Origin of the sequence: Ilyomonas limi (assembly GCF_005233845.1) — a bacterium.
Classification (GTDB): Bacteria; Bacteroidota; Bacteroidia; order Chitinophagales; family Chitinophagaceae; genus Ilyomonas; species Ilyomonas limi.
Map to the genome: position 1 here is coordinate 42,205 of NZ_SZQL01000003.1, position 26,932 is coordinate 69,136.

27 protein-coding genes and 3 tRNA genes are annotated in these 26,932 nt (G+C 41.4%); 18 read left to right on the forward strand and 12 right to left on the reverse strand.

The annotated features are described in order from the left end of the window. Window positions 1-12: 12 nt before the first annotated feature. Entirely contained in the window at window positions 13-873 is an 861-nt protein-coding gene (locus FC093_RS05185; RefSeq protein ID WP_240743201.1) for an MOSC domain-containing protein, read from the forward strand. A 67-nt stretch (window positions 874-940) separates the two neighbouring features. On the opposite strand, the gene FC093_RS05190 is transcribed toward FC093_RS05185, so the two are convergent. Then, window positions 941-1,345, reverse strand: a complete 405-nt coding sequence (locus FC093_RS05190; RefSeq protein ID WP_137260695.1) for a DoxX family protein — start codon at window positions 1,343-1,345, stop codon at window positions 941-943. A gap of 491 nt (window positions 1,346-1,836) precedes the next feature. Then, entirely contained in the window at window positions 1,837-2,820 is a 984-nt protein-coding gene (locus FC093_RS05195) for a GlxA family transcriptional regulator (protein WP_137260696.1), read from the reverse strand. A gap of 131 nt (window positions 2,821-2,951) precedes the next feature. Between FC093_RS05195 and FC093_RS05200 the strand changes: the two genes are divergently transcribed. Beyond that, on the forward strand, window positions 2,952-3,362 hold the full coding sequence (locus FC093_RS05200) for a VOC family protein (protein ID WP_137260697.1): 411 nt from the start codon (window positions 2,952-2,954) through the stop codon (window positions 3,360-3,362). Between the two features lie 511 nt (window positions 3,363-3,873). Here FC093_RS05200 and FC093_RS05205 read toward each other — a convergent pair. The 6 genes from FC093_RS05205 to FC093_RS05230 all read right to left on the reverse strand — a co-directional run bounded on the left by FC093_RS05205 (window position 3,874) and on the right by FC093_RS05230 (window position 9,000). Beyond that, window positions 3,874-5,061, reverse strand: a complete 1,188-nt coding sequence (locus FC093_RS05205) for a glycoside hydrolase family protein (RefSeq protein WP_137260698.1) — start codon at window positions 5,059-5,061, stop codon at window positions 3,874-3,876. A gap of 647 nt (window positions 5,062-5,708) precedes the next feature. After that, window positions 5,709-6,911, reverse strand: a complete 1,203-nt coding sequence (locus FC093_RS05210; RefSeq protein ID WP_137260699.1) for a hypothetical protein — start codon at window positions 6,909-6,911, stop codon at window positions 5,709-5,711. Window positions 6,912-7,105: 194 nt separating this feature from the next. Next, complete coding sequence (locus FC093_RS05215; RefSeq protein ID WP_137260700.1) at window positions 7,106-8,290, reverse strand: hypothetical protein; 1,185 nt, start codon at window positions 8,288-8,290, stop codon at window positions 7,106-7,108. Between the two features lie 216 nt (window positions 8,291-8,506). Then, window positions 8,507-8,592: transfer RNA gene (locus FC093_RS05220), tRNA-Leu, on the reverse strand. A gap of 44 nt (window positions 8,593-8,636) precedes the next feature. After that, a tRNA-Gly gene (locus FC093_RS05225) sits at window positions 8,637-8,712 on the reverse strand. A gap of 84 nt (window positions 8,713-8,796) precedes the next feature. Further along, window positions 8,797-9,000 (reverse strand): hypothetical protein, encoded by a 204-nt coding sequence (locus FC093_RS05230; RefSeq protein ID WP_137260701.1) that lies wholly within the window; start codon window positions 8,998-9,000, stop codon window positions 8,797-8,799. 373 nt (window positions 9,001-9,373) lie between these two features. On the opposite strand from FC093_RS05230, the gene FC093_RS05235 reads away from it, so the two are divergent. The 10 genes from FC093_RS05235 to trpA all read left to right on the forward strand — a co-directional run bounded on the left by FC093_RS05235 (window position 9,374) and on the right by trpA (window position 17,941). Beyond that, entirely contained in the window at window positions 9,374-9,616 is a 243-nt protein-coding gene (locus FC093_RS05235) for a hypothetical protein (RefSeq protein WP_137260702.1), read from the forward strand. A gap of 321 nt (window positions 9,617-9,937) precedes the next feature. After that, window positions 9,938-11,353, forward strand: coding sequence for an anthranilate synthase component I family protein (locus FC093_RS05240; RefSeq protein ID WP_137260703.1), 1,416 nt, complete (start codon window positions 9,938-9,940; stop codon window positions 11,351-11,353). Between the two features lie 37 nt (window positions 11,354-11,390). After that, entirely contained in the window at window positions 11,391-11,960 is a 570-nt protein-coding gene (locus FC093_RS05245; RefSeq protein WP_137260704.1) for an anthranilate synthase component II, read from the forward strand. Between the two features lie 59 nt (window positions 11,961-12,019). Continuing rightward, a complete protein-coding gene (locus tag FC093_RS05250) occupies window positions 12,020-12,451 on the forward strand; it encodes a GxxExxY protein (protein WP_137260705.1) in 432 nt (143 codons plus the stop codon). 14 nt (window positions 12,452-12,465) lie between these two features. After that, window positions 12,466-13,461 (forward strand): anthranilate phosphoribosyltransferase, encoded by a 996-nt coding sequence (gene trpD / locus FC093_RS05255; RefSeq protein WP_137260706.1) that lies wholly within the window; start codon window positions 12,466-12,468, stop codon window positions 13,459-13,461. 109 nt (window positions 13,462-13,570) lie between these two features. Beyond that, complete coding sequence (trpC, locus tag FC093_RS05260) at window positions 13,571-14,365, forward strand: indole-3-glycerol phosphate synthase TrpC (RefSeq protein WP_137260707.1); 795 nt, start codon at window positions 13,571-13,573, stop codon at window positions 14,363-14,365. Further along, window positions 14,362-14,994, forward strand: a complete 633-nt coding sequence (locus FC093_RS05265) for a phosphoribosylanthranilate isomerase (RefSeq protein ID WP_137260708.1) — start codon at window positions 14,362-14,364, stop codon at window positions 14,992-14,994. Before trpC ends, FC093_RS05265 begins: the two co-directional genes overlap by 4 nt. 30 nt (window positions 14,995-15,024) lie before the next feature. Further along, window positions 15,025-15,549, forward strand: coding sequence for a GNAT family N-acetyltransferase (locus FC093_RS05270; RefSeq protein ID WP_206106519.1), 525 nt, complete (start codon window positions 15,025-15,027; stop codon window positions 15,547-15,549). Between the two features lie 324 nt (window positions 15,550-15,873). Further along, the gene (gene trpB / locus FC093_RS05275; RefSeq protein ID WP_137260709.1) at window positions 15,874-17,103 is read left to right on the forward strand and encodes a tryptophan synthase subunit beta; all 1,230 of its coding nucleotides are present in this window, start codon (window positions 15,874-15,876) and stop codon (window positions 17,101-17,103) included. A 49-nt stretch (window positions 17,104-17,152) separates the two neighbouring features. Continuing rightward, entirely contained in the window at window positions 17,153-17,941 is a 789-nt protein-coding gene (gene trpA / locus FC093_RS05280; RefSeq protein WP_137260710.1) for a tryptophan synthase subunit alpha, read from the forward strand. A 124-nt stretch (window positions 17,942-18,065) separates the two neighbouring features. Here trpA and FC093_RS05285 read toward each other — a convergent pair. Then, a tRNA-Gly gene (locus FC093_RS05285) sits at window positions 18,066-18,138 on the reverse strand. A 19-nt stretch (window positions 18,139-18,157) separates the two neighbouring features. Between FC093_RS05285 and hisH the strand changes: the two genes are divergently transcribed. Genes hisH through FC093_RS05300 form a run of 3 tightly spaced genes read left to right on the forward strand, consistent with a single transcriptional unit; the run spans window position 18,158 to window position 20,581 of the window. Next, window positions 18,158-18,751, forward strand: coding sequence for an imidazole glycerol phosphate synthase subunit HisH (gene hisH / locus FC093_RS05290; protein ID WP_137260711.1), 594 nt, complete (start codon window positions 18,158-18,160; stop codon window positions 18,749-18,751). A gap of 43 nt (window positions 18,752-18,794) precedes the next feature. Further along, window positions 18,795-19,574: a 1-(5-phosphoribosyl)-5-[(5-phosphoribosylamino)methylideneamino]imidazole-4-carboxamide isomerase gene (gene hisA / locus FC093_RS05295; protein ID WP_206106520.1), complete on the forward strand. Its 780-nt coding sequence runs from the start codon at window positions 18,795-18,797 to the stop codon at window positions 19,572-19,574. A 23-nt stretch (window positions 19,575-19,597) separates the two neighbouring features. After that, window positions 19,598-20,581 (forward strand): cation diffusion facilitator family transporter, encoded by a 984-nt coding sequence (locus FC093_RS05300; RefSeq protein ID WP_240743203.1) that lies wholly within the window; start codon window positions 19,598-19,600, stop codon window positions 20,579-20,581. Window positions 20,582-20,595: 14 nt separating this feature from the next. Here FC093_RS05300 and FC093_RS05305 read toward each other — a convergent pair whose 3' ends face one another. Next, window positions 20,596-20,898, reverse strand: a complete 303-nt coding sequence (locus FC093_RS05305; protein WP_137260712.1) for a YciI family protein — start codon at window positions 20,896-20,898, stop codon at window positions 20,596-20,598. A 484-nt stretch (window positions 20,899-21,382) separates the two neighbouring features. Here FC093_RS05305 and FC093_RS05310 point away from each other — a divergent pair, with 484 nt between their 5' ends. Together FC093_RS05310 and FC093_RS05315 are read left to right on the forward strand one after the other, a co-directional pair. After that, window positions 21,383-22,792 carry a PQQ-dependent sugar dehydrogenase gene (locus FC093_RS05310; protein ID WP_137260713.1) on the forward strand — a complete coding sequence of 470 codons (1,410 nt, stop codon included), beginning with the start codon at window positions 21,383-21,385 and terminating at the stop codon, window positions 22,790-22,792. Window positions 22,793-22,954: 162 nt separating this feature from the next. Then, window positions 22,955-23,419 carry a hypothetical protein gene (locus FC093_RS05315; RefSeq protein WP_137260714.1) on the forward strand — a complete coding sequence of 155 codons (465 nt, stop codon included), beginning with the start codon at window positions 22,955-22,957 and terminating at the stop codon, window positions 23,417-23,419. Window positions 23,420-23,515: 96 nt separating this feature from the next. Here the strand turns inward: FC093_RS05315 and FC093_RS05320 are convergent, their stop codons facing one another. Beyond that, window positions 23,516-24,160 (reverse strand): hypothetical protein, encoded by a 645-nt coding sequence (locus FC093_RS05320; protein ID WP_137260715.1) that lies wholly within the window; start codon window positions 24,158-24,160, stop codon window positions 23,516-23,518. 239 nt (window positions 24,161-24,399) lie between these two features. On the opposite strand from FC093_RS05320, the gene FC093_RS05325 reads away from it, so the two are divergent. Further along, a complete protein-coding gene (locus tag FC093_RS05325) occupies window positions 24,400-25,878 on the forward strand; it encodes a DUF5723 family protein (protein ID WP_137260716.1) in 1,479 nt (492 codons plus the stop codon). Window positions 25,879-26,002: 124 nt separating this feature from the next. Here the strand turns inward: FC093_RS05325 and FC093_RS05330 are convergent, their stop codons facing one another. Further along, a complete protein-coding gene (locus tag FC093_RS05330; RefSeq protein WP_137260717.1) occupies window positions 26,003-26,875 on the reverse strand; it encodes a serine hydrolase in 873 nt (290 codons plus the stop codon). Window positions 26,876-26,932: the final 57 nt, after the last annotated feature.

The window sequence follows — 26,932 nt, forward strand, 5'->3', positions numbered from 1 at the left end:
TACGCTTATTCAATGCTGTTTGTTTCCTTATTTTACATCATGCTTACCATTAGCGAATTGTTTATTTACCCCATCAAATCATTAGGTGGCATTGCTGTTTCCAATGCCTATGTTACGGACCGCGGATTGCAATATGACCGCCGTTGGATGCTGGTTGACGATAATAATATTTTTCTTACGCAGCGCGAATGGCCCGCTATGGCTTTGTTTGATGTGGCAATAAAAGACGAAGGTTTATTGGTAACACATAAACCGGATGGCGCTGCCATGCTGGTTCCTTTTGAGTCGCAAACAAGTGAAGTGCTTACTGTGGAAGTGTGGAGCGACCACTGCAAAGCAATAGTAGTAAGCCACGAAGCAAATGCGTGGTTTAGTAAGCTGCTGAATATGAATTGCAAACTGGTGTATATGCCCGATGCGGTAAAGCGGAGTGTAGATGAAAAATATGCTTTGGACAAAGAAATTGTTTCTTTCGCCGATGGTTATCCGATGTTGCTCATCGGGCAATCTTCATTAGATGATTTAAATAACAAGTTGCAGGAAAAATTAACCATGCGGCGCTTTCGTCCCAGCATTGTATTTACCGGTGGCGAACCGTTTGAAGAAGATGAACTGAAAGCATTTACCATAAATGGTATTCATTTTTTTGGCGTAAAACTGTGTGCCCGTTGCGTTATCACTACTATTAATCCTGATACGGCAACAAAAGGAAAAGAACCCCTGCGCACATTAGCAACTTACCGGATGGAGAATAATAAAATTTACTTTGGTCAAAACCTGCTGCATAAAGGCGAAGGCTGGATACAAGTGGGTGATGCAATAGAAGTGATAAAGAGAAAAGCAGCAACACGCTACTTTACACAAGACAAATAATAGTTTCATTAACACCTATCGTATGCTTCTTTTTATAAGCATACGATAGGTATTGCTGAAAAATATATTAATAAACCGCCAGCTTATTGCTATTGTAAACAGCAGGTGCACCATCGTATAATTTATGATAGCACACATAAGAAACTGCTAACAATACAAAAGCTACGAGTGGAAATATAACATCGCCGCCAAAACCATCCACTACCCAGTGAGAAGCAGCAGCGCAAATAAAGTTGATTCCAAAACCTACATATGCCCATTCTTTAAACCGCATTTTTATGGTGGGTAAAATCAACACCAAAGCACCTGTTACTTTAAATACAGTAAGCATTACCCTGAAATAATCCGGATACCCTAAATGACTTATTCCTTGTTTTGCCAGTTCGGTGTTGGAGGTTAAAGCAGGCATTAATCCGTCCAATAAAAAGATAATAATGGTAGTAGCCCAATAAGAAATCTTAGTCGTTTTCATAGCATAAAATTTAGTAACAGATAATGTGTTTACAAGTGTAAAACTATAGCGGTACTACAAGTAAAAAGGGGTGCAAAAACGACTATTTATGGGGTTGATTACGACTGTCATTCGGAGGAGTGATATTGCTTGTATGCAGCCCGTTATAAAGGTTTAAAAGAGACTAATAAATGATAAGAAAACATTCATTTATAATAATCAGAAGCTGAAGTTCAAAGTCATTTAGTTAAGCTCCGGTAGGAGCGATATGTTTAGCATTAATAATTTAAATATTTCACCCTTACAAGGCTTATCTAATCTTAATCGAATGTCTTACAATAAAGCATTAGCTTATGTCAGCTATCCATTAAAAATTAATAGTATCCGCCTACTTATATTCCGAATACAAAAGGTTCCGGACTTTTAAAGTCCGGAACCTTTATGCAATCTATTTTAAATCCTTTTTCTAATCTTAAAATCCCACACATCACAACAATCCCGGTTCAAACGCCTCATGCAATAGAAAGAATTTCTTTGTTATATTTATTACGGTAATCTATAGGCGATAAACCTGTTATTTTCTTAAACACCGTTCTGAATGCTTTAGTGTCGTAATAGCCTACATCATACATCACTTCGGCTATGTTTTTCCGGCTGGTTTCAAGGCTTCTTTTGGCAGCCTCTATTTTTACCCGCTGTATATATTCAACCGGCGTATTGTTGGTAGCTTTTTTAAAGCGTTTTTCAAAGCTGCGCCTGCCAATAGCAAATTGCACTGCGAGGTCGTGCACCGATATTTTTTCAGCTACATTCTGCTCAATAAATTCCTGTGCTTTTTTTACCCCTTCATCTTCATGCCCCTTTTGCCCATTAAACATAATAAAGGGCGATTGGCTTTTACGGTCTATTTCAACAGCATAAAACTTGGCAGCCAAAATAGCTGTTGCGCGGTCGGTATATTTCTCTACGAGATACAACAAAAGGTTCCAATAAGAGTTGGCGCCACCGCTGGTATATAATCCTTTTTCTTCGGTAATAATTCTATCATCCACTAAATCCACTTCGGGAAACATACTTCTAAACTGGTGTGCAAACATCCAGTGTGTGGAGCATTGGCAACCGTTCAGCAAGCCGGTGGATGCCAGCAAAAAAGCGCCTACGCAAAGGCTGGCTACTTCGGCGCCACTTTTATATTTTTCAATAATCCAGGGAATAAAAGCTTTGTTCAGTTCCAAAGATTGCTGCATGTTGCCGCTCAATGCCGGTATAATTACCAGATCGGTTTTTGTTACCTCGTGCAGCAGCAAATCGGTGTGCACTGTAAAGGAGCCTTTATGCAGTTTTACTTCTTTTGAAAGTCCTGCCAATTGTATTTTAAATGCGGGTGGTTTACCGGCGGCTTCAAGCATATCATTAACGCCGGAAAACATGCAGCGCGGATCGTCTATACTTGCCAGCACTGCTTCATAAGGAACCAGAATCGTTATGTGTTTCATAGGATAAAAATAATAAAATTGCAGTGTTCGTAATTACCCCCTTTTAAAGTCGTTTTTGCACCGCTATTCACTGCAAAAGGATAATAAATTTGAACACTGAAACAAGGATTTTTCATCTTAAAAAATAAACTATGGCACACATTGATGCTTACTTAAGTTTTCCTGGAAACTGCCGCGAGGCTATGACTTTTTACAAAGAATGTTTAGGCGGAGAGCTGCACCTGCAAACCGTTGCAGAATCGCCGATGGCGGGGCAAATGCCCGCTGAGATGGGACAACACATCATGCATTCCAGCCTTACAAGCGGAGGGATCACATTAATGGCTGCGGATATGAATAATAACTTTACGCCGGGCACTGCTATGCACCTATGTATTGTTTGTGATAGCGAGGAGCAACTGAATACTTATTTTAATAAGCTTGCTGAGGGTGGTAAGGTAAATCACCCGGTTGAAAAATTCTTTGCCGGAACCATAGGCGACCTGTCTGATAAATTTGGTATCAACTGGATGTTCTATTATGGTGGCGATATGCAGCAGTAAATAGGAGTTTTTTAATCACAGGAATATTAAGTGTATTGGATAAATGAGTTGTAACCAAAGCAACCTGCAAATTCCTTACAAGGCCACTGCTGATGGCAGATAAAACAATTTGTTACATTAGCAGCATGGTATCAAAATCTTTACAGACCTGCAGACTAATGTGCGCTTGCAATTTTTATCGGGGCACAAATTAATTTTTCATGCTCATTATACTAAGTACAATATCAACTAAATAATTGAAATGTTTGGCGTGCAGGAGCACCCGCCGGCAGCGCTCTAACGAACAGTGAGATACCATCCGAAATGGCAATAGTAACGTTCAAATTTATTTAGTTAATGATGCACCAAAACTATAATTATCTTAATAAAATTAGCATGAGCCAAGATGGTAGCTGTTGCTTTTACAAGCATATTTTACGTTCCTGAATTTATAAAATAAAAAGGTTGCTCTGCCAAATAATAATAGCAGAACAACCTTTTTGTAAAAACTGCACTTAGTAATTGCTATATTTTATTGCGCCAAAAAGTCTTGGTATGCAACACCGGTTCGCGTTAGCGTAGCATCGTTGTGCTGCAGCGGTGTATCTCTTTTCCCTGCATTTTCGTCCGGACTGTACCAAATACTATATGGCAAATTCTGATTGTCACTCAACTGTGACATTGCAAGTAAAGTGTTGGGATCGGTGTCGAACTGTCCAAACTCGTTGGAGATGATAGGCTTATTAGACCGTTTCTTCAAATAGTTGATGACTTCTCTTAATCCTTCCGTATCCGGCGAAGTACCTTTCCAATGGAAATTTACATAGTCCAGATCCATCTTAGTATAGTTAGTCAGTAATATGTCAATAAAAGCACCCCTGTCTTGCGTGGCAGCATCTTTTACAGCGATGCCACCAACAAGTAGCTGAAACTGTTTTGCAGAGTCTTCTTTACCCTGGTCCATAAAATCCTGGTAAACCAGATAATTCAGTCCCTGGCTGGTAATGCCGCCATTTGCTACTTTTATGCCGCGTGCGTGCATTACCTCAATGGCTGCATTTAACTGATTGATGTATTGCTGGGCTGTACCTGAATAAAAGTACCGGTTTGATTCTTCATTTTCAATTACTGCCACTACAGGTTTAACAGTGCAGACATCAATAATCTTGTTTAAATCGGCTTTATACTTCGTGAGGTTTGTAACAAAAGGTGCCGGGTCGCTTCCTGAATTATTCTCAGCAACAAAGTTTAAAAGCACTCTGTACCCAGAAGATAATATCTGAGGAGAATTGCCGGTGCCTGGTACCGGGGTGTAACCGCGCAGGCAGCTTACACCAAGCTTACCTGCAACGTTTTTCTGAAAAGCTAATCCGCTCGGCCCTGGATCGGGAGGACAAATAAAAGCACCATAATTTGTAATCACATTGGTAGAGGAACGATGTCTTCGTCTTGCATCAACAGAAGCAGTCGATGACGAGGTACTATTAAGATCAGAGGGATCGCTCACCTGTTCTTTTTGACAACTACAGAAAAATGTGGTTGCCATTACCACAATCAGCAAATAATAGTTTGCTATGGCAAGCCGTTTTTTATAGCGGTGCCTGGCAAATGGTAGTAACTGGAATACACGCTTTAAAGAAGCCAAAACTTTTGGTAAGCTAATCGTTTGCGCAAAGGCATATTGCCTTTGCAACTGTGACTTGATGAATTGGATACTCATAAGATTTATTGATTAGAAATTCGGCGTGCAGTTAGCAATATTTATACCTTTCAACTCATTAGACCTTAAAAAAACATTAGAAGAAATTATAAAAATGCTGAACACTTCTATTTAAAAGCGCAGTGATCAGAAATTTATGCAACATCCATATTCTATAACAACTGTTTTTCTGCGCCAGACACACGTTATTAGTTATTGCAGTTGTAAATAATACAACCAGCAGATAGTTATGTAAATAGTAAAAAAGCAGCCTTTATGCAGGTAAGGATAACTCTCGTAAAAAGAATTACTTATATACCGAAGCAGCCTTTTGTTTTTGTAATCAATTTCGTATGAATACATACAGCAACTTATACCATTACGAGGTAGATAGTTCGGTTAATTAGTAGAGATAAATCAGTTGCATAATTTTACTAATCTGCACAACTTAATCTGTAATGGTATTGTACCCGGTTGCAAAACTCTTATACCGGCAACCGCCAACTACAAACCCCCATTGCATAGCTTGTTTGGCTGGTACATAACTGGTTTAGCATTTGTGTACCTGGAAAAGAACAATTATTAGCTAAAAGTAAAAGGTTATCCCATAAACAAGATTCAATAGGATAACCTTTTCCTTTTTAAAACCGGAAATTAGTTCTTCCCTTTTAGTCTGCTAAAAAACCCTGGTATGCAACACCGGTTCGCGTTAGCGTAGCATCGTTGTGCTGCAGCGGTGTATCTCTTTTCCCTGCATTTTCGTCCGGACTGTACCAAAGCACGTACGGCATTTTCGCATCGGTACACAACTGCATCATTTCCAGCAAGGTGTTGGGATCTTTATCAAACTGGCCGAGCTCGTTGCTGATGATGGGCTTATTGCACCTTTTCTTCAGGTAATTAATTGCATCTTCCAAAGCTTCCACATCATCGGGAGAAGAGCACTTCCAATGGAAGTTTACATAATCGAGATCCATTGTTGCATAATTTGTAAGCAACTCATCAACAAATGCACCTTTCTCTTGTGTGTGGGGATTGTTGGGCGTAACGTGTGTAATTTTCCTGAATTCTTCTGCCGCATCTTCTTTACCCTGATCAAGCAAATCCTGATAAACAAGGTATTCAAGACCACCGCCGAGGCCGCCATTTGCTACTTTTATACCGCGTGCGTGCATTACAAGAATTGCGGCATTCAACTGGTCAATGTATTCGCTTGCCGTACCCGAATAGTAAAACCTGTTACCCTCTTCGTTTTCAATTACCGCTACCTCAGGCATAACAGTAAATGTATTGAGAATATTATTTAAATCAATTTGGTACTGGACAAGGTCCGAAACGAAAGGTAGCAGCGATCCATCTGAACTATTGGGGGTTACAAAGTTGAGCAGCACTTTATAACGGGTATTCAGTTCGGGCACCAGATTTACACTTAACGATCTGGCAGGTACTACAACCCGCTCTCTAAGGCAGGATATGCCAAGCTGGTCACCAACAGCAAACTCAAATTCTGCACTATTTCCCGTTTCCGGTGCGTCAATGAGCGACCCGTACAATATTACCGGGTCTTTATGCTGCCATGGCAATCCAAATCCTGACCTTGCCTCGGCCGAACTGCCCGAACTGCTGGTACTGTTAAGAGTAGCAGAATCGTTCAGCTTTTCTTTCTGGCAACTGCAAAGGCATACGGCCACTGCTGCGGCAAACACCGGATAACTTTTTGCTACACACCACCTTCTGGCATGCTGCTCAGCAACAAGGAACCGGAACACACTTTTTAAAGAACGAAAAAGAGAAAAAGCGCCCGAATGTTTAATCGTTGACGCAAATGAATACAACTTGAATAGTTGTGACTTGATAAAATGGATAACCATAAAAGTTTGTTGATTAAAAATTTTTCGTGCAGTTTATAATATCTATAACCCTTCAACTCATAAACCCTTAAAAGACATCAGAAGAAATTAGAAAAAAGCTGAAGTTTTTAATAACAAATAAAACCCGGAATGATATGTCGGAAATAAAAGGTTATTCCAACAGCATCAGAACAACCCTTTATCAGATATATTCTTTATTGCGCTAAAAAATCCTGATATGCGACGCCGGTTGGCGTGAGTGTAGCATCATTGTATTGTAGTGGGGTTTCTTTCTTTCCACGATTATCATCCGGACTGTACCAAACCATGTACGGCATATCTGCATCGGTGCATACCTGTATCATTGATAATAGCGTGTTAGGATCTTTATCTACCTGGCCAAGCTCGTTGCTGATGATGGGCTTATTGCACCTTTTCTTCAGATAATTTACTACATTTTTTAGTGCCTCCACATCATCGGGAGAAGAGCACTTCCAGTGGAAGTTTACATAATCTACATCCATCTGATTGTAAGCCAACAGTAATGAATCGGTAAATACTGCTCTGTCCAGTGTAATAGGACTATTAGGTGTAACGTGTGTAATTTTCCTGAATTCCTCTGCCGCATCTTCTTCACCCTGATCCACAAGGTCCTGATAAACAAGATATTCCAGACCGCCACCGGTGAGACCACCATTTGCTACTTTTATACCATTAGCATGCATTACATTGATCGCTGCATTTAATTGTTTTATATAATCCCATGCAGAACCCGAGTAGTAAAAACGGTTGGGCTCTTCATTTTCAATTACCGCTACTACCGGCTTAACAAGAAAAGTAGCTATAATACTGCTTAAGTCAACTTTATACTGTGTAAGATTTGAAACAAAAGGAGTAGGAGCATTTTCATCTTCCGCATCGTTGTTACAATTAAAGTTGAAAAGTACATCGTAGCCGGAGGTTAGCAAGGTTGGCGGGTTTCCATTGCCTGGCACCAGTGTGCCACCCCGGAGACATGTTATACCAAGCTGCCCTGCAACATTCTGCTGAAAAGCTAACCAGCCCGGTCCTGTAGTGGGCGGACATATAAAAGCGCCATAATTCAGATAGCTTTTTGGAGTCCCTGCAATAGGTGGCTCCAATTGTTTGACCGAAGCAGAAGTGGCAGATAAGGCCGTGCTGTTAAGCATAGCATCGTCCGTTAAACTTTCTTTTTGGCAACTGAAAAAAAATAAGGTCATGCATGCCATAACAGGCAAGTAAACATTGCCCGTAATCGTAAAACTTTTACAATACCGCGCCACAACAGATGGTTGCGCTTTTTTAAATTTGAATACACTCTTGGCTGCTTCAGCAATATACATGAAGCTGCAACGGATCGTTAGGTAAATCGTTTGCATAACAGGGGTGTTTTGGTATTACGACTTGATATAATGGAAAATGGCAATACCTGATGAAAAATAAAAATCGCGTTTCGTTAGCAAAAATTATACCCCTTTCCCAAAATGAGAGTTAAAAAGGTATTAAGAAAAACAGTATTGAGCGATTGATTTAGCAGTAATTGGTATTAAGAAATAAAAAAGCCAATCTTTAGTTTAAAGATTGGCTTTAATGGGTGCCCCAGGCGGGACTTGAACCCGCACCGCCGTTGCGGGCGACAGGATTTTAAGTCCTGCGTGTCTACCAATTTCACCACCAGGGCTGTTGGTGTAAAAAAAATCCTCTGCCCTTAACAAGGAGAGGATGTGGAGCGGAAGACCGGGCTCGAACCGGCCACCCCGACCTTGGCAAGGTCGTGCTCTACCAAATGAGCTACTTCCGCAGATAACTATAGAACCTCTGTAAGAACTGGCGGGTTGCAAAAATAGCAATCCCATTTACAATACAAAATTATTTATGCTATTTTTTATTTGTATTCCGGCGTGTATAAGGTGTTGCCGGGTACTTCCACATCGGGCTTGCCTTTCCAGCGCTCCTGGTACAACTTATAGCACCCACCCAGCAGCCATGCTACCATGCAAAACACAACCACATAAAACAAAAATCGCGATGAGCTTACCCAGTCGTACCTGAAATCTTTCTCTTTTTTTTCTTCTAAATCCTCAATCATTGGTTTTAATTGATGCTGCAAAAATAAGGGGCTTCCTTAAAAAACAATACTGTTTTAATGACATTTATTTAAATAATATTCAACCGTATTGTTTTATCAGGGTAAAATGCCCTCCGGTTTTTATATAAATTAGTACTTGCCAACAATAGCTTCCACCGGAAACATGCCATATATAATCTGCTCTTCAGCAGTTAATCTGCGCGTAGTCTGTTACGCTTTTGTTGCTTTTCAACCGCTTTGTTTAGTAACACGTTTTATGGCATTATTATTTCAGGATATTGTTGTACTTTTAGAAAAATGATTGCTGTTGCCCACAGTATTACTGTATTCATCAATTCATTGTTTTTGAAATAAATTATAAACTTTTATAAGCATGGAGAATGTTAACAAGAAAATTGCAGGTGCTACTTTAGCAGGTTTATTAACTGGTATTTTAATAGGTTATTTAATAGGCATAAACAGAACGGAGAACGATAAAAAATTTTTATCGGAGTGGGTGAAGGACTGTGGCAACTACGAAGATGGTAATGTGTTTGGCTACGAAACAGGACTGCCCGATGAATATTTTGCCAAACCTGCCAGAACTTTAAGAGCGCAACGCTCCAGTCTTAAATAAAAAATTTGTTTGTTTCTCATTTCTGTTTTTATATTCGCAGCGCAAAATGAAAAAAAGAGTATTAAATAACAATTGGTGGTGGCACGCAAACCTCGGTCGGGGCTTGTAGTGGCATTGCCGGTACGTTATTCAATCATATTTGAAGCCTCGACTTGATAGTCGGGGCTTTTGTTTTATTCATCCAAATTAAACTGATGCGTAGCTGATATAACTGGTCATTTATACAATATCAGTTTACTTCATTAGCATGTTTAAAGAAGAACTATCAGAAAGGCAAATCAGTTTAATCAGCGTAAAATCAGTACAATCCTGATCAGTAATATGAAGAAAATAAACATACGCACTACTTACAAAAAAATGCTTTCGGATGTGTACACACCCGTTGGTATTTACCTGCGCCTGCGCGACCGCTTTCGGGATACTATTTTGCTGGAAAGCGCCGACTACAGCGCCGCCGATAACAGTTTTTCTTTTATTGGCGTTAATGCTATAGCAGGTATTGAAATTACCAATTACAACTGCATTGAATTTAAATATCCGGCGCAAAAGCCGCAGCAGCAAGCATTGCAGCAGGCACAGGATGTGCCCAATATTGTTTGGAACTTTATGCAGCAGTTTGAGGTGGAAGAAGCAGATGATAAAGCAGTAAAAATTGCGCAAGGTTTGTTTGGCTACGCTGCTTACGATGCTGTACAGTTTTTCGAAACCATTACGTTGCAATCGCAACAAGCAGCGCCAGCCATTCCACTCATGCGTTACCGGCTATACCAATATGTAATTGCCATTAATCATTTCAAAGATGAAATGTATGTATGCGAAAATGTAACTTCCGGAGTACAAAGCGATTTGCAGGCAGTGGAATCGTTGATTAAGAGCAAAGACGTTCCGCTTTTCCCTTTTAAAACTACAGCTGGTGAAACCACCAATATGACCGATGAAGCTTACACTGCGATGGTGCGCAAAGGCATACAAAGCTGCTATCGCGGTGATGTGTTTCAAATTGTACTCAGCAGGCGTTATCAACAGCAGTTTACAGGCGATGAGTTCAATGTATATCGTGCATTGCGCAGCATCAATCCTTCGCCTTATTTGTTTTATTTCGATTATGGCAATTACAAGCTCATGGGCAGCAGCCCCGAAGCTGAATTGATTATCAGAAACGAACGGGCCATTATTCACCCCATTGCCGGCACTACCAAGCGCACCGGCAACGACGAGCAAGACCAGCAATTGACCAATATTTTACTGGCTGACGCTAAAGAAAATGCAGAGCACACGATGCTTGTTGACCTTGCCCGCAACGATTTGAGCCGCCTTTGCAACGATGTAAAAGTGGACCACTACCGCCAGGTGCAATATTACTCACATGTGATACACCTGGTAAGCGAAGTGAGCGGTGCTGTTCCGCCCGGTACCAATCCGTTTATGCTGCTGGCAAAAACATTCCCGGCAGGTACATTGAGTGGCGCACCCAAGTACAAGGCCATGCAATTAATAGATACTTATGAGCCCACGGCGCGCAGCTACTATGGCGGTTGCATTGGCTTTATGGGTTTTGATGGAAGCTGCAACCAGGCTATTATGATACGCACCTTTTTAAGTAAAGAAAATACACTCACTTACCAGGCTGGCGGCGGTATTGTAGCAGCCAGCAAGCCGGAAGGCGAAATGCAGGAAGTAAAAAATAAATTGGGTGCATTAAAGAAAGCTATTGAACTGGCAGAAACTATTTGCTAAACAAAGCAACAATATTCAAATATTAATAAAGAAGGTTATGAAAATATTAGTCTTTGATAATTATGATTCTTTTACCTACAACCTGGTGCATCTGGTGGAAAAGATATTGCACCAGAAAGTGGATGTATTTCGCAACGATGAAATACCATTGGAAAAGGTAAAAGAATACGATAAAATTATTTTATCGCCCGGCCCCGGACTACCGGAAGAAGCAGGCTTGCTGTTACCATTAATTAAAGAGTACGCTGCCAGCAAAAGTATACTGGGCGTTTGTTTGGGACATCAGGCAATCGGTGAGGCATTTGGCGGAACGCTTACCAATTTGTCCAGTGTATATCATGGTGTCGCAACCACCTGCCAACTGTCAGCTACCAGCTCACCACTATTTAAAGGTTTACCACAATGCCTCGAGATTGGTCGCTATCATTCATGGGTAGTAGATAAAAAGGAATTTCCTGAAACCCTGGAAATTACTGCCGAAGATGATAACGGGTTTATCATGGCATTGCAGCATAAAAGGTATGATGTGCAAGGTGTGCAGTTTCATCCGGAAAGTATATTAACACCAGACGGGGCAAAGATTTTACACAATTGGTTAAGTGTCTGAATTAGGATAATTGGATGAATAGGATATTGATACAATAATTATATACAAAATACAAGATTATGTCGGACCTTAAGCACAGTCATATAACGGAAAGGATTATTGGCGCAGCTTTTAAAGTGCATAATACGTTAGGCAATGGGTTCCAAGAGATAATGTATCAGTGGGCATTGGTTATAGAAATGGGTATCGCCAAACTTAATTTTATACGAGAATTTGAAATGCCTATATTTTATCTTGATCAGCATATTGGCACAAGAAGAGTTGATTTCTTAGTAGAAGATACTATTAGTGTTGAATTAAAAGCAATTATTAAACCGGAAGAGGTACATCTTGCGCAAGCGATGAATTATTTGGAAGCATATAACTTAGAAATTGGTTTGTTAATCAATTTCGGAAGTAAGCGATTAGAGTTTCACCGGTTTACAAATAAAAAATACAATCCCTCACTTAAACATCCCGTTTTATCCAATCAATCCCAACCATCTCATTAATCCCAGTTCAGACCATGAAAAAGATTTTACAACACCTTTTCGAGCATAAAACACTCTCCTACGAGCAGGCAAAAGAAACATTGCTTGCTATCTCCAAAGGCTTGTACAACGATACCGAGGTAACGGCTTTTATAACCGTGTTTTTGATGCGCAGCATTACGATTGAAGAATTACGCGGCTTTAGAGACGCATTAATAGAATTGTGTGTAAATGTGGACTTAAACGGTTATAAAGTAATAGACATTGTAGGCACCGGCGGCGATGGAAAAAACACGTTCAACATTTCTACGCTGGCTTGTTTTGTTGTAGCCGGTGCGGGGCAAAAGGTAGCAAAACATGGCAATTATGGTGCAACATCGGTAAGTGGAGCGAGCAATGTAATGGAGCAGTTAGGTTATAAACTTTCATCGGACAATGCTAAGCTGCAGAGAGAAGTAGCAGCAGCCAATATTTGCTTTATGCACGCGCCGCTATTTCATCCGGCATTAAAAACGGTAGCGCCCATTCGCAAAAATTTTGGCTTGCGTACCTTTTTTAACATGTTGGGACCAATGGTCAATCCGGCATCGCCCAACTATCAGTTAGTAGGGGTGTACAATTTGGAAATGGCACGCATTTACAACTATTTATTACAGCAAAACGACAAACCGTTTACCATTATTCACAGCCTGGATGGTTATGATGAAATATCCTTAACCAACGATACAAAAGTGATTACCAACAAAGGTGAATTTTTATACACACCCGAACAGTTAGGTAAACGTATAGTGGAGCAACAAGACTTATATGGAGGTAATACAGTAGAAGAAGCAGCAAAACTGTTCAGGAAAATAATTATGGGCGAAGGTACGTGGGCACAAAATGCGGTTGTGCTTGCCAATGCAGCAATGGCGCTACAGTGCACCGGTAATTTTAGCAGTTACAACGATGCGTACGAAGCTGCAGTGGAGAGTTTAGAAGGAGGCAAAGCATACCAATGCCTTCAAACATTAATTGAATTACAATGCTAATAACACACGTTTATGGAACACGGATGGTGTATAAAACCCCGTGCTTTAGTCCATGTCATCCAATGCGTTATTATTATCCTGTTCTACAATAACATTTACATCAATACCAATGAATATACTTGAACAAATAGTTGCGGACAAATACAAAGAGGTGGCTTTAAAAAAAAGCATGATTCCCGTAGAAGTTTACAGCAAAATGCCGCTATTTGAGGTGGATAGAAGATCGTTGAAAGCAGCATTAATGGCAGCAGACTCTACGGGTATTATTGCAGAATTTAAACGCAAATCGCCATCCAAAGGCATCATCAACGGCCATGCAGATGTGGCACAGGTTACAACTGCTTACAGCCAGTACGCAGCAGGTATTTCGGTACTTACGGACGAGCCATATTTTGGCGGCTCGAATGATGACCTGATGCTTGCCCGCGAAACGGTGAGCACCCCTTTATTGCGGAAGGATTTTATAATAGATGAATACCAGTTGTATGAAGCGCGCAGCATTGGCGCCGACGTGATTTTACTGATAGCTGCCTGCTTATCCAAACAACAGGTGAAACAACTTGCACAAGCAGCCAAAAGCCTTCAACTGCAAGTATTGCTGGAAGTACACAACGAAGAAGAACTGGAACATATATGCGATGAAGTGGATATGATAGGCGTAAACAACCGCAATCTCAAAACATTTGAGGTAAACATCAACACATCGCTGAAGCTAATTAATAAAATGCCCGGCGATAAGCCTGCTGTTGCCGAAAGCGGCATTAGCGATGCAGATACAATAGCAACTTTACGGCATGCTGGTTTTAGAGGTTTTTTAATTGGAGAAAACTTTATGAAGCACACCAATCCTGCGATTGCTTTTGCTGATTTTATAAATAAGCTACAAGCAAAAATTGTAACATGAGGGTAAAAGTATGTGGCATTACGCAGGTAAGTCAGGCACTGCAAATTAAAGAAGCCGGAGCCGACTTTGGTGGGTTTATATTTTATCCGCCTTCAGCACGGTATGTTTACAAAAGCATGGCTCCGGCACAAATAAAAAAGTTACGCAGCATTAATAAAGTAGGCGTTTTTGTAAATGCCGATGTAGAAGCAGTATTGCGCACGGTGGATCAATGTGGTTTGTACCTGGTACAATTACATGGCGATGAATCGCCGTACTATTGCGAGAAAATCTCGCAGTACATTACGGTTGTAAAGGCATTTCGCGTGCAGCCCGATGACAACATTGCATGGAAAATAAAGGATTACTATGATGTTGCCGATATGTATCTCTTTGATACCGAAAGCACCCAATTTGGCGGTACCGGCAAAAAGTTTGACTGGCAGCTGCTAAAAGACATAAACATCAATAAACCATTTTTTTTGAGTGGCGGTATAGCGCCTGAAGACGTAGAAAATATTAAAGCTTTTATGCACCAACCGGCGGCCAAAGACTTGTTTGCACTCGACATCAACAGCCGTTTTGAAACGGCGCCTGGTATAAAAAATATAGAAAAAGTAAGGACTTTTATCAATAGCGTGAAGCACTAAGATTTGCAGTTGAATTTATAATTTTTATAAATGAATACACATGACGCTCCTTCGGAGAAAGGAGGTATTATCGTAAGAGAGGCAGAGCGGAAAGATATTCCGCAAATGATGGAGATATATAACGAGGTCATTCTCAATACAACCGCTGTGTACAACTACGATCCGCATACGCTGGCAATGCGTACGGAGTGGTTTGAAACAAAGCAGCAGCAAGGTTTTCCGGTGTTTGTAGCCGAAGAAGGAAATGTAATTGTTGGCTTCAGCAGCATCGGTCCCTTTCGTGCATGGCAGGCATACAAATACACGGTTGAAAATTCGATATATGTAAAAGCAGATTGCCGCGGCAAAGGTATTGGTAAGTTATTGTTGCCACCTTTAATTGATGCTGCAAAAAGGCTGGGCTTGCATGCAATTGTGGCTGGCATAGATGCTACTAATGAGGTAAGTATTGCCCTGCACAAACAGTTTGGTTTTGTGGAGGTAGCACACTTTAAAGAGGTGGGTTATAAGTTTAACCGTTGGCTGGATTTAAAATTTTTGGAGCTGATTGTATAACGAGAATTTGGAAGATAGTTAGTCGTGAAAAAACTATGCAGGCGTTGTTTGCGCAATTACTTATACCAGTTGTGAATGCAGTGCATGCACAATGCAAAATTGCATAAAATATTGCTATTGTAAACGAAATAAAAGGTAGTCAATTATTCTTCGAAAATAATCGACAGATATTTGCCAGCAGATAGGAGCCTTATTTGCCATCGGAACAACAATTAACAGCAGAAATGCAAAAGGAAATAGACTGGTTAGCAGAGCAATAATTTTAGTTATTAAAACATATTTTAGTCATCTCACCAATTTTAAAAATCTCATTAATCTCACGCTATGATAAACATTACTTCATTCAACCAAAAAGGCACATATAAGCAGCCGAATATCTTTGGCTACTATGGTGATTTTGGTGGCGCATATATTCCTGAAATGCTGCATAGAAATGTAGAAGAATTAAAATCACGCTATTTAGAAATTATGTATGAGCCAGGCTTTCAGCAAGAGTTTCAGGCATTGCTGAAAGATTATGTGGGCAGACCAACGCCACTGTTTTTAGCCGAACGGTTAAGTAAAAAATACAACACTACTATTTACCTGAAACGCGAGGACCTTAACCATACCGGCGCGCACAAAATCAACAATGCTATCGGGCAGGTACTACTTGCACAGCGCCTCGGCAAAAAGCGAATTATTGCCGAAACCGGCGCCGGCCAGCATGGTGTGGCAACAGCTACCGTATGTGCACTAAAAGGCATTGAATGTGTGGTGTATATGGGCGAGGTGGACATAGAACGGCAAGCGCCTAACGTAGCCCGCATGAAGATGCTGGGTGCAAAAGTAGTGCCTGCCACCAGCGGCAGCAAAACCTTGAAAGATGCTACTAACGAAGCTATTCGCGCGTGGATAAATGATCCATTGGAAACGCATTATGTAATTGGCAGCGTAGTAGGCCCGCACCCCTACCCCGATATGGTAGCACGTTTTCAAAGTGTGATTAGCGAAGAGGTGCGCTGGCAATTAAAAGAAAAAACGGGCAGTGAATTGCCTACACATGTAATAGCTTGCGTAGGTGGCGGCAGCAATGCAGCCGGTGCTTTCTATCATTTTTTAGATGACGACAACGTACAGATAATAGCTGTAGAAGCAGCCGGACATGGCATCAATAGTGGTATGAGTGCAGCTACTACACAGTTAGGTAAACCGGGCGTATTGCATGGCAGCAAAAGCCTGGTAATGCAAACAGCAGATGGACAGGTAGTAGAGCCGCACAGCATTTCGGCAGGGTTGGATTATCCGGGTATTGGACCAATGCACGCGCATTTATATGCAACAGGCCGTGGTAAGTTTTTAAGTGCTACGGACAATGAATCATTAGCTGCTGCCTTTCAATTAACCAGGCTGGAGGGCATCATACCGGCGTTGGAAAGCGCTCATGCTTTATGCGCATTAGACCAATTAAAACTGAGCCCGAGAGATGTGATAGTAGTGTGCCTGAGCGGCCGCGGCGATAAAGATTTAAGCACGTACATGAAAGCAATGGAAAATGTAGCGTCCCAGTCCTAAAGGGAGCAATGACAACCAACTTATTTAATCATCCTTTTTAGAAGAACTAATGAGTCTCATAAAGAATTTGTTTCAGCATAAGCAGCACAACATTTTGAATGTGTATTGCACGGCCGGCTACCCGCACTTAAACAGCACTTTAGAAGTTATGCGGGCATTGCAAAACAATGGTGCTGATATTATAGAATTAGGTATGCCTTACAGCGACCCTTTGGCAGATGGACCTACCATACAAGCCAGCAATAGCGTGGCACTACACAACGGCATGACGATAGAAAAAATGTTTGAGCAGTTACAAGATTTTCGCAATACACCGGCTGAACAAGATGCGATTCGCATACCTGTTTTATTGATGGGTTATATGAATCCAATTTTACAGTATGGCTTTGAAAAATTTTGCCGTCAAGCTGCTGAGTTACCTGTTGATGGTTTGATACTACCCGACCTGCCCGAATATGAATTTGAAACGATATATGGTGATATTATCAAACGCTATGGATTAGACTTTGTATTTCTCGTAACGCCCGAAACTTCGGAAGAAAGAGTGCGGAAATTAGATGCATTAAGCACCGGATTTCTATATGCTGTTTCATCTTCGTCTATCACCGGCAGCGATAAAGATTTCTCAGCGGTGGAAAGCTATCTGCAACGCTTGCAGAATATGCAATTAACAAACCCGATATTGGTAGGTTTTGGTATTAAAGACAAGCAAACATTCCAGTCGGCCTGCAAGTATGCAAACGGCGCTATTATTGGTACGGCTTATATCAAAGCATTAGAGGACGCAGAGGATGTAAATATAGCAACGAAGAAATTTCTGGGAAGCATTTTGCAATAGTAATGGCGAATTGTCAAAGGCGAATTGTGAATGAATAAGGAAAATCGGAGTAACGCATAAGATAATAATATAAGTGAATTAGCTTTCATTATTCACAATTGACAATTCACCATTCATAAAAAAGAGCGGAAAACGGGGCTCGAACCCGCGGCCTTTAGTTTGGGAAACTAATGCTCTACCAACTGAGCTACTTCCGCTAATAAATCAAATGTACAAATGAATATAGTAATTGTAAAATACAATGCAGGTAATATCCAATCGGTGCTGTATGCGCTGGAGCGCATTGGTGCAACGGCTGTTGTAACGGATAACGTAGAAGTGATACAAACTGCTGATAAAGTGATTTTTCCCGGAGTGGGTGAGGCAAGTACAGCCATGCATTATTTAAAGGAAAGAAAGCTGGATGAAGTGATTAAAAACCTTCGCCAGCCGCTGTTGGGTGTGTGTTTGGGCATGCAACTGATGTGTGCCTACAGTGAAGAGAATAACACTAACTGCCTGGGTATTTTTAGCGAAAAGGTACAACGTTTTGCACCGGCAACACCCGACATCAAAGTACCGCAAATTGGCTGGAATAATATTTACAACTTAAAGTCAGATTTATTCAACCATCTCAAAGAAAACAGCTACTGTTATTTCGTACACAGCTATTTTGCAGCTTTAGGAAATGAAACAATCGCCACCGCTGATTATGTACAACCGTACAGCGCAGCGTTGCATAAGGATAATTTTTACGGCGTACAGTTTCATCCCGAAAAAAGTGCAGAAATTGGTGAACAGATTTTGAAGAATTTTATAACTATGCAATAAACGCTGACAGGGTTTAAAACCGCATCAGCGTTATAAAAGATAAATGGAAAATCAAACCATAAATAAACAAGAAGCTAAAAACTCCCCTTTTAGGGACATGGGCTTTATCATTCCTGCAATAGATATTATTGAAGGCAAATGCGTGCGCCTTTCGCAAGGCGATTATGCACAAAAAAAAGTGTATAACGAGCAGCCCCTGGAAGTAGCCAAACAGTTTGAAGACGCTGGTTTACAACGCCTGCATTTAGTGGATCTGGATGGTGCCAAAGCCGGTGCCGTAAAAAACTGGAAAGTACTGGAAACCATTGCCGGAAAAACATCTTTACTCATAGATTTTGGCGGCGGCATCAAGCAGGAGAAAGATGTGGAAATTGTCTTTAATTCCGGCGCGGCAATGGCTACTATTGGCAGCCTGGCAGTGAAGGATAAAGATACATTTAGTACATGGCTGCAGCAGTTTGGCGCTGATAAATTTTTGCTTGGCGCCGATGTAAAAGATGAAAGAATTGCCGTCAGCGGCTGGCTCGAAACGACTGATATTTGGATCTATGATTTTATTGAAAGCTATGTACAACAAGGCATTCAGCAGGTGTTTTGTACCGATGTAAATAAAGATGGAATGTTGGCTGGCCCATCACTTGATTTATACAAACACATCATTGAAAAATTTCCTGAGCTATATTTTATAGCCAGTGGTGGCGTAAGTTCTATAAATGATTTAGAACAGTTAAAAGAGATTGGCTGTAAAGGTGCTATTGTTGGCAAAGCTATTTACGAAGGAAAAATTGAGTTGAACGAGCTGGCAAAGCTGAACTTTATGTAAAAGCAGTTTTATTTGTAAATGCAGTGGTTGACCATTCATTCAGGAATGGCATACATTTAACGGATACAACACGCATGAGCCATCACCACGACCATAATCATACTCACCCGCATAGCCACAGCCATATACAGGTGCTCACCAATGTAAACACAGCCTTTATCATTGGCATAGTGCTTAATCTGTTGTTTGTGCTGGTAGAAGCCGGTGTTGGTTTATATATTCACTCGCTTTCACTGCTGGGCGATGCAGGTCATAACCTTACCGATGTAGGTGCGCTGGCTATATCGCTGCTGGCCTTCAAACTGGTACAAAAGAAGCCCAATAAACAGTTTACGTATGGCTACCGCAAAACCTCTATTCTTGCCGCTTTGCTCAATGCCGTACTGTTGCTTGTTACTATTGGGGCTATTGCTTACGAAGCCGTTCGCCGCTTGCTTCATCCCGAGCAGGTAGAAGGAACCGACATCGCTATTGTAGCAGGTATTGGTATTTTGGTAAATGCCGGCACCGCCTTTTTATTCATGCGCAATAAGGAAAAAGACATCAATATCAAAGGTGCTTACCTGCACATGATGGCCGATGCTGCCGTGTCGTTAGCTATCGTGGTAGCTGGTATTATTATTCACTATACACATTGGTACTGGCTCGATCCTGCTTTTAGTATAATTATCGTTGTGGTGATACTGATAAGTACGTGGTCGCTGCTCAAAGATAGTGTGCGCCTTGCACTCGACGGCGTACCGGCAGATATTAATGTAGATGACATTCAAGCTGCTGCCGAACAGATAAACGGCATCGTTCGCATCCATCATCTGCACGTATGGGCTATGAGCACTACACAAAATGCGCTCACCACGCATGTAGTAGTGCAAAGCAATTTAACGATGCAGGAAGTGCAGCGCATCAAAGAAGAACTGAAACACACTTTTCTGCATCACAATATCCAGCACAGCACCATAGAAACCGAAACTGAAGAAATGTATTGTAAGGAAATAGAGCAGTGCTAAAAAGCAAAAGCATACTACAATATTTGCTGCCCGGTAAGCACATGCATCGGGTGCAGCTCATACGTATGCAGCTTTGCCTGGATAGTCGGGTCTTTTGTACAAATGGCTTGTGCGTCGCTTTCGCCGGCAGCTTCTATAATTGCCAGTCCGTAGGCACCTTTTGGGTCGAGCACCGGACCATATATCAGGGCTGTTCCATTTGCCAGTAAATCATTCCAAAAAATAGCGTGTTGCTGCATCAGCTTCTTTTCTTCTTCATTCATATCCATAGCAAACGTAGTTCGCGGAGCAATCAGTTTAAACATAAAGTGCGGCATACAGCTATTGTTGTTTCTTGTAAAAATAAGTGCCTTTTACAATAGTTTTTAAGTAAATATTTATACTCTTTTTTATTTATAAAAGACATAAGAAAACACATTCCTGTGCTTTTCTTTTTATGTAACGGGCTGCAGTGCTACTATGAGGCTTTAGCGGCGACGCTCCGTTTTAGGATTTTGTTCGCTATTCAGCATGTAAGCGAATATGTGAATGCAACTGCTAAGACGCAAAGGAAGACAAGCAATTAGGTCTTAAGTTTTTCTGTTCAATCCTGTTTAACCCTAAATATTCCTCTTCCTGCTTCAGAAATTTTTTATACTCAAGGCAACGGATGCAACCAATGTGCGTACTCTTTTTAATAGCACCATTGTAGGCAGGCAATAATTCCACAGAAAATAGTACCGTTTACAGCATTCATATTGCGTGCGCTGTCATCCACAAGCAAGAGTTCTCTAATTATTCAATACATAAAATCGCTTCCTTATGAAACCAATCACAGAAATTACGAGTATTATCACCAAACAACTTTCATGTATCCCCTATTTCAACTTTATCGTACTGCTACTTTGTAGTGTACTGCTTTTTCAAAGTTGCAAAAAGCACGACTTTAATCCGCCGCCGGTGGGTGCTTACGATTTGCAACTCGTAACCGATGGGCTTACATCGCCACTGGTACTTACCGAGGCACCCGATGGCACGCACCGCTTGTTTGTAGCCGACCAAACAGGTAAAATATGGATATTGAACGCCGACGGCAGCAAAATGTCAGAGCCATTTATTGACATCAGCAGCAAACTGCCAGCTTTATCCCCTTTCTACGACGAACGCGGATTACTGGGTTTTGCTTTTCACCCCAACTTTAAAAGTAATGGCAAGTTTTATCTTTTTTATACCGCACCTCCACGTGCCGGTGGTCCTGAGCCTGGTGTATCCTGGGACAATCTTACCCGCATTTCCGAATTCAGGGTTTCGGCAAATCCTAACAAGGCAGATATGGCTTCGGAAAGAGTAATAATGGAAGAAGATCATCCGCAAATGAACCACGATGGTGGCACGATTGCTTTTGGTCCCGATGGCTACCTGTATATTTCCATTGGGGATGGTGGTGGTGCCGGTGACATTGATCCTGGACATGTGGATGACTGGTATGCAGTAAATGCTGGTGGCAATGGGCAGGATATAACGCATAACCGGATGGGTAATATTTTAAGAATTGATGTGAATAGCACCTGGGGAAAAATGAATTATGGCATACCAGCCGACAATCCTTTTGTAGGTACTGATGCCAAAGCTGAGATATACGCTTATGGCTTTAGAAACCCTTACCGTTTTTCGTTTGATATGGGTGATGACCACAAACTGTATGTAGGCGATGCCGGCCAGTCTTTGTACGAAGAAATAGATATTGTAACAAAAGGTGGTAACTATGGCTGGAATGTAAAAGAAGGTACGCACTGCTTTAATACCGATGATTTCTTTACAGAACGTGCAGCCTGCCCCATGGAAGATACTGCCGGTAATCCTTTGATTGATCCGATTATTGAACAGCCTAACTACGCTAATCCCAAAGGAGGCATTACGCTTGTTATTGTAGGCGGTAATGTATATCGTGGTAAGAGCATACCTTTCTTATATGGCAAATACATTTTCGGTTCTTTATCTGCTGATGACGAAGAGGCAGCCGGCAAATTGTATTTGGGTAAGCCTGCAGCCAGCGGACTATGGGGATACGAAGAACTGAAGCTAAAGAGCTTTCCTGATGATTTAGGACAATATGTAAAGAGTTTTGGACAAGACCTGAATGGCGAAGTATATGTAATGACTTCAGGACAACTTGGCCCTATGGGAAATACCGGCAAGGTGTATAAGCTGGTATATGGTGTAAGGAAGTAAGAGAGTAAGTCTGATTAATTACAATTAAAAAGGCGTGTATAAAAACACGCCTTTTTTCATTAAAAGACAAGAATAAATAACACCACAATTATAAAGAGAAGATAGTTTGCAAAGCATAGTTTATAATACATCTGTTTTTATCTTGTGGGCTAATTATCTCTTATGAATAACAGCAAGCGGCTTACCAACATACGCGCACTCATTGCTTTTTTCATGCTGATGCTTGCACTTAGTGGAATCACTGCTTTTGCACCGGAATTGGAATTAAAATGGCTGCTCCAATTTGAAGGCAGTATGCCTTCTGCCTTATACCAGTGGATACAAGAGGTATATAACGCCATAAGCGAAACAAACAGCAAATACCCCTTTCTAATGTACGGCTACGACTGGCTTGCATTTGCACACCTGGTTATTGCACTCGTATTCATAGGACCTTATAAAGACCCGCAAAAGAATATCTGGGTAATAAACTGGGCAATCATAGCTTGTATTTGCGTACTTCCATTAGCACTTATTGCGGGTCCAATAAGAGGCATACCGCTCTACTGGCAATTCATTGATTGTGCATTTGGCGTTTTTGGCATTATTCCGCTGCTGATATGCCGTCGGTGGATAAAACAACTGTAAACAAAAAGGTTCCGGACTTTTAAAAGTCCGGAACCTTTTCTCATTAAGATATTTTGTGAACCTTTCTGTCCTTATAGTCCTTGTGGTTTCAAAAAATTACAAACTTTTATCTTCTCTTATTTTAATGGTTACAGTATGTGGCGCTACTTCATCGCCACCAAAGTAAGGCAGCAGGTTATAACCCTTTGCCTTTACAGTTTTGCTGGCGCGTGGTACCGATGTAATAACACCATTTACCACAAAATCGTAATGATCGCCCCGTACAATTATGGCACATTTATTTTCTACACCAATAGGCACTGCACCCAGCACTTTATCACTGCGTACACCCTTATTGTAAGTATAAGCTGATAGCTCCAGCTCATTATTGCACCAGCGCCAGCCAAAGCGCGCGCTATACTGATGGTGCAGGCTGTTGTTGTCGCTAAAACCATACAGCTTATTTTCGTCATGCTGGTTTTGCGGGTTTTTACTTTGATAAATAGCCGAAGAGTCGAATTGTACGGTAAAATACAATGCCGGTGCTTCAAAAGAAGGATAACTGTTACCCACGCAATAATGCTGGCCTGCACGGATGGTATAGGTGGTAAATGCATTGGCTGCATTTGCTCTTTTTACCGCACTGTCTGTTGCAGCGTCCGATGTTTTGTTTGTAATAGTGGCCATGTCTTTCTGACAACTCAATAAACCTGTAAATAACAGCGCAGCAAAGGCTGCTTGCACATGACTGTTCAATTTCATCTTGATATTGGATTTTGTGCAAAATTAAAACTCGTTGCTGTTCGATGGCATTAAATTGTGTTGAAAATAATAAGGTGTAATTAATAAAAAACTAAGGTGGGATAAAGGATAACTTACCCTGGTAAAAGTAATAAGCGTGAATAATTACTGATACTTAAAATATTACACTCCTTCTTACGTTTTACAACAAAACCTCACTATTTACTGCAAAATTTTCACTACAACACAACTGCCTGTTCATGAAGTGCTTTCGCCTTGCTATTTTCTTGTATTGTTCTTCTTTTACACTCGCCATAGCGAAGGCGCAATCTTTTACAGGCTACGATGTGGCTTCATATAGTGGTGTGTATGGTACCTTGTACAATCCTGCCAATATTTTAGACCATCGTGTACGGGCCGACGTCAACTTAGCCGGGTTTTCCTTTTCGGAAGCCAACAACATAGTAAAGCTGCAATTCAGGAATACCGATAATGGCGCAACGCTTAACTTTCCTACCCACAAAACCGGAAGAGCAGGTTTTCAAACAGATATTTTAGGACCTTCCTTCATGGTTCGTTTGTCCGATAAACATGCTTTTGCCATTTCCACCCGTTTCAGGGCACAAGCCAATGTCGATAAGCTAAGTGCGCCGGTACTCAACCTGAGCCTGCTGAAAGATGTAAAAAGCCTTAATCATTTGCCCATTACAGCACCCGGCGGCACTATACAGGCGCATGCGTGGAATGAGCTGGCTTTTACTTACAGCCGGCAGGTAGCCATCTCCGACCTGGGGGTATGGAAAGCAGCCATATCGCTCAAGTTCACCGGCGGGCAAGGCGCTGCTTATTTTAAAGCCAATAACTTACGGTTTATTTACAACGATTCTTTAAGAACCAACCAGGCATTGCGCGAGGCGTACGGCGGCGCTGCCAATACATCCGGCAATATCAACCTTGCCTATGCTAATTTTATGGACGATTGGGGAGATACTCATAATTACCACTTTTTTCGCCAGCCGGGCATTGCAGCCGACATTGGTGTAACATATGAATACCGCGATGTAATGCAGGTATATGAAACTGCTTACAACGAAAATACACTGAACTATAAATGGAAGGCAGGCGCTTCTGTTACCGACATTGGCAGTATTAAATACAACGCTTCGCCCAACTCGGCAAGTGTTCGTTTTGCAGGGCAAACATACGTGTTTAACGACCTCGCTGTACCTGCCGACAGCAGCAGCCTGCAACAGATTGTCCGTTATTATAAAACGACTTTTAATGGCAGCAATGGCGCACCGTATTTTACAATGGCTTTGCCCACCACCTTACATGTAATGTTTGATTATAGTTTTAATAAATGGTTCTCCACGGCTGCACATTTCTCTATGCCGCTTTTGGGCGCCGCATTTCCTTATTATACCGGCACACACAATTTATCCATGCTCACCATTACGCCACGCGCCGAGTTGCCCTGGGTAGGTGCTTACCTGCCCATTAGTTACCACTTTGCGGCCGGCTTGCAAGTAGGCAGTGCAGTGCGCTTAGGTCCTTTGGTAATAGGCTCAGCTACGGCTGCCAGCAGCATTTTGTTGGGTAAGGGAAAAGGCGTGGATGCCTATTTTATATTACGCATTCCTTTCTTCGGCTACCGGGAGTATAAAGAGAAAGATAGAGCACCCGTACACAACAAATGGAGCAAACTGGCGCGAAAGATATTTGGGTGCCCGCGATTATAATTTTTAATAATGATTGTGCTGATAAATAACTGATAATACTGATACCTGCTGTAACTGTGAAATGGGAAAGATGAAACGCTTGTGTTTTTCATTTGCAGGCATAGCTCAAAGCAGCATTTCCGCTTCACCTACTACCATAATACTCCCACAGCAGTTTTGAAAGTTTACGGGTAAGCACCCAGGCTTCGTTGTTCGCGGCCCAACTGGTGTCTTTATTATTGTTGGTGCAAATACAAAAAATGTAGCGACAATGTTTACCATTTACATACATCACTTCGCTGCGGCTTTCATCCACCGCACCGTTTTTGCTGGCAACAAATACACCCGCCGGCACTTGCGAAACCGCTTCTTCATCCCAATAATTCCTACTTAATAACCGCAACATCCGGTCACTTGCAGCTTTGCTGATGATTTGTCCTTTTACAATCATCTCCATTAAGGTTGCCATTTCACGGGGAGAGGTTTGTCCCCAGCCATATTTACTTTGGTTGTCCTTTCTGCCCGGCGTACGGCTGTTTACACGGGTTACTTTCATGCCCAGACTATCCAAGTATGCATTAATGCGCTGCCCGCCGCCAGCCAGACTTTGCAGCCACAGGCTGGCGGTGTTATCGCTCATGGTGAGCATCAGCATCATTATCTTACTCAGTTCTATGTGTTCGGTGTCTTTGAAGGAGCCTAATATATCTACACCAGGATACAAGAGCGAATCGCTATATATCAATTCCTGATGATATTGCAATTCGCTGTCTTCAATCTTGTGCATCGTACCAATAAGAATGGGAATTTTTATCATACTGGCTGTAGGAAAAATACTGTCAGCATTGATAGCAACGGTTTTGCCCTTTTCCAAATCATGCACATACACACCTACATCGCCGTTGAAGCCTTGCAGTAAAGATTGGATGTTTGCCCGCAGTTTTTTATCTGTTTTTTGCGCGTGAATAGCCGTGGTAGCACACAGCAGCAATAAGCAGAGAAAATAATGGTTTTTCATACAGGTAAAAATAAGTTAGCGGCTGTAAATGGAAGAGAACTTATACACCTTTCTCAA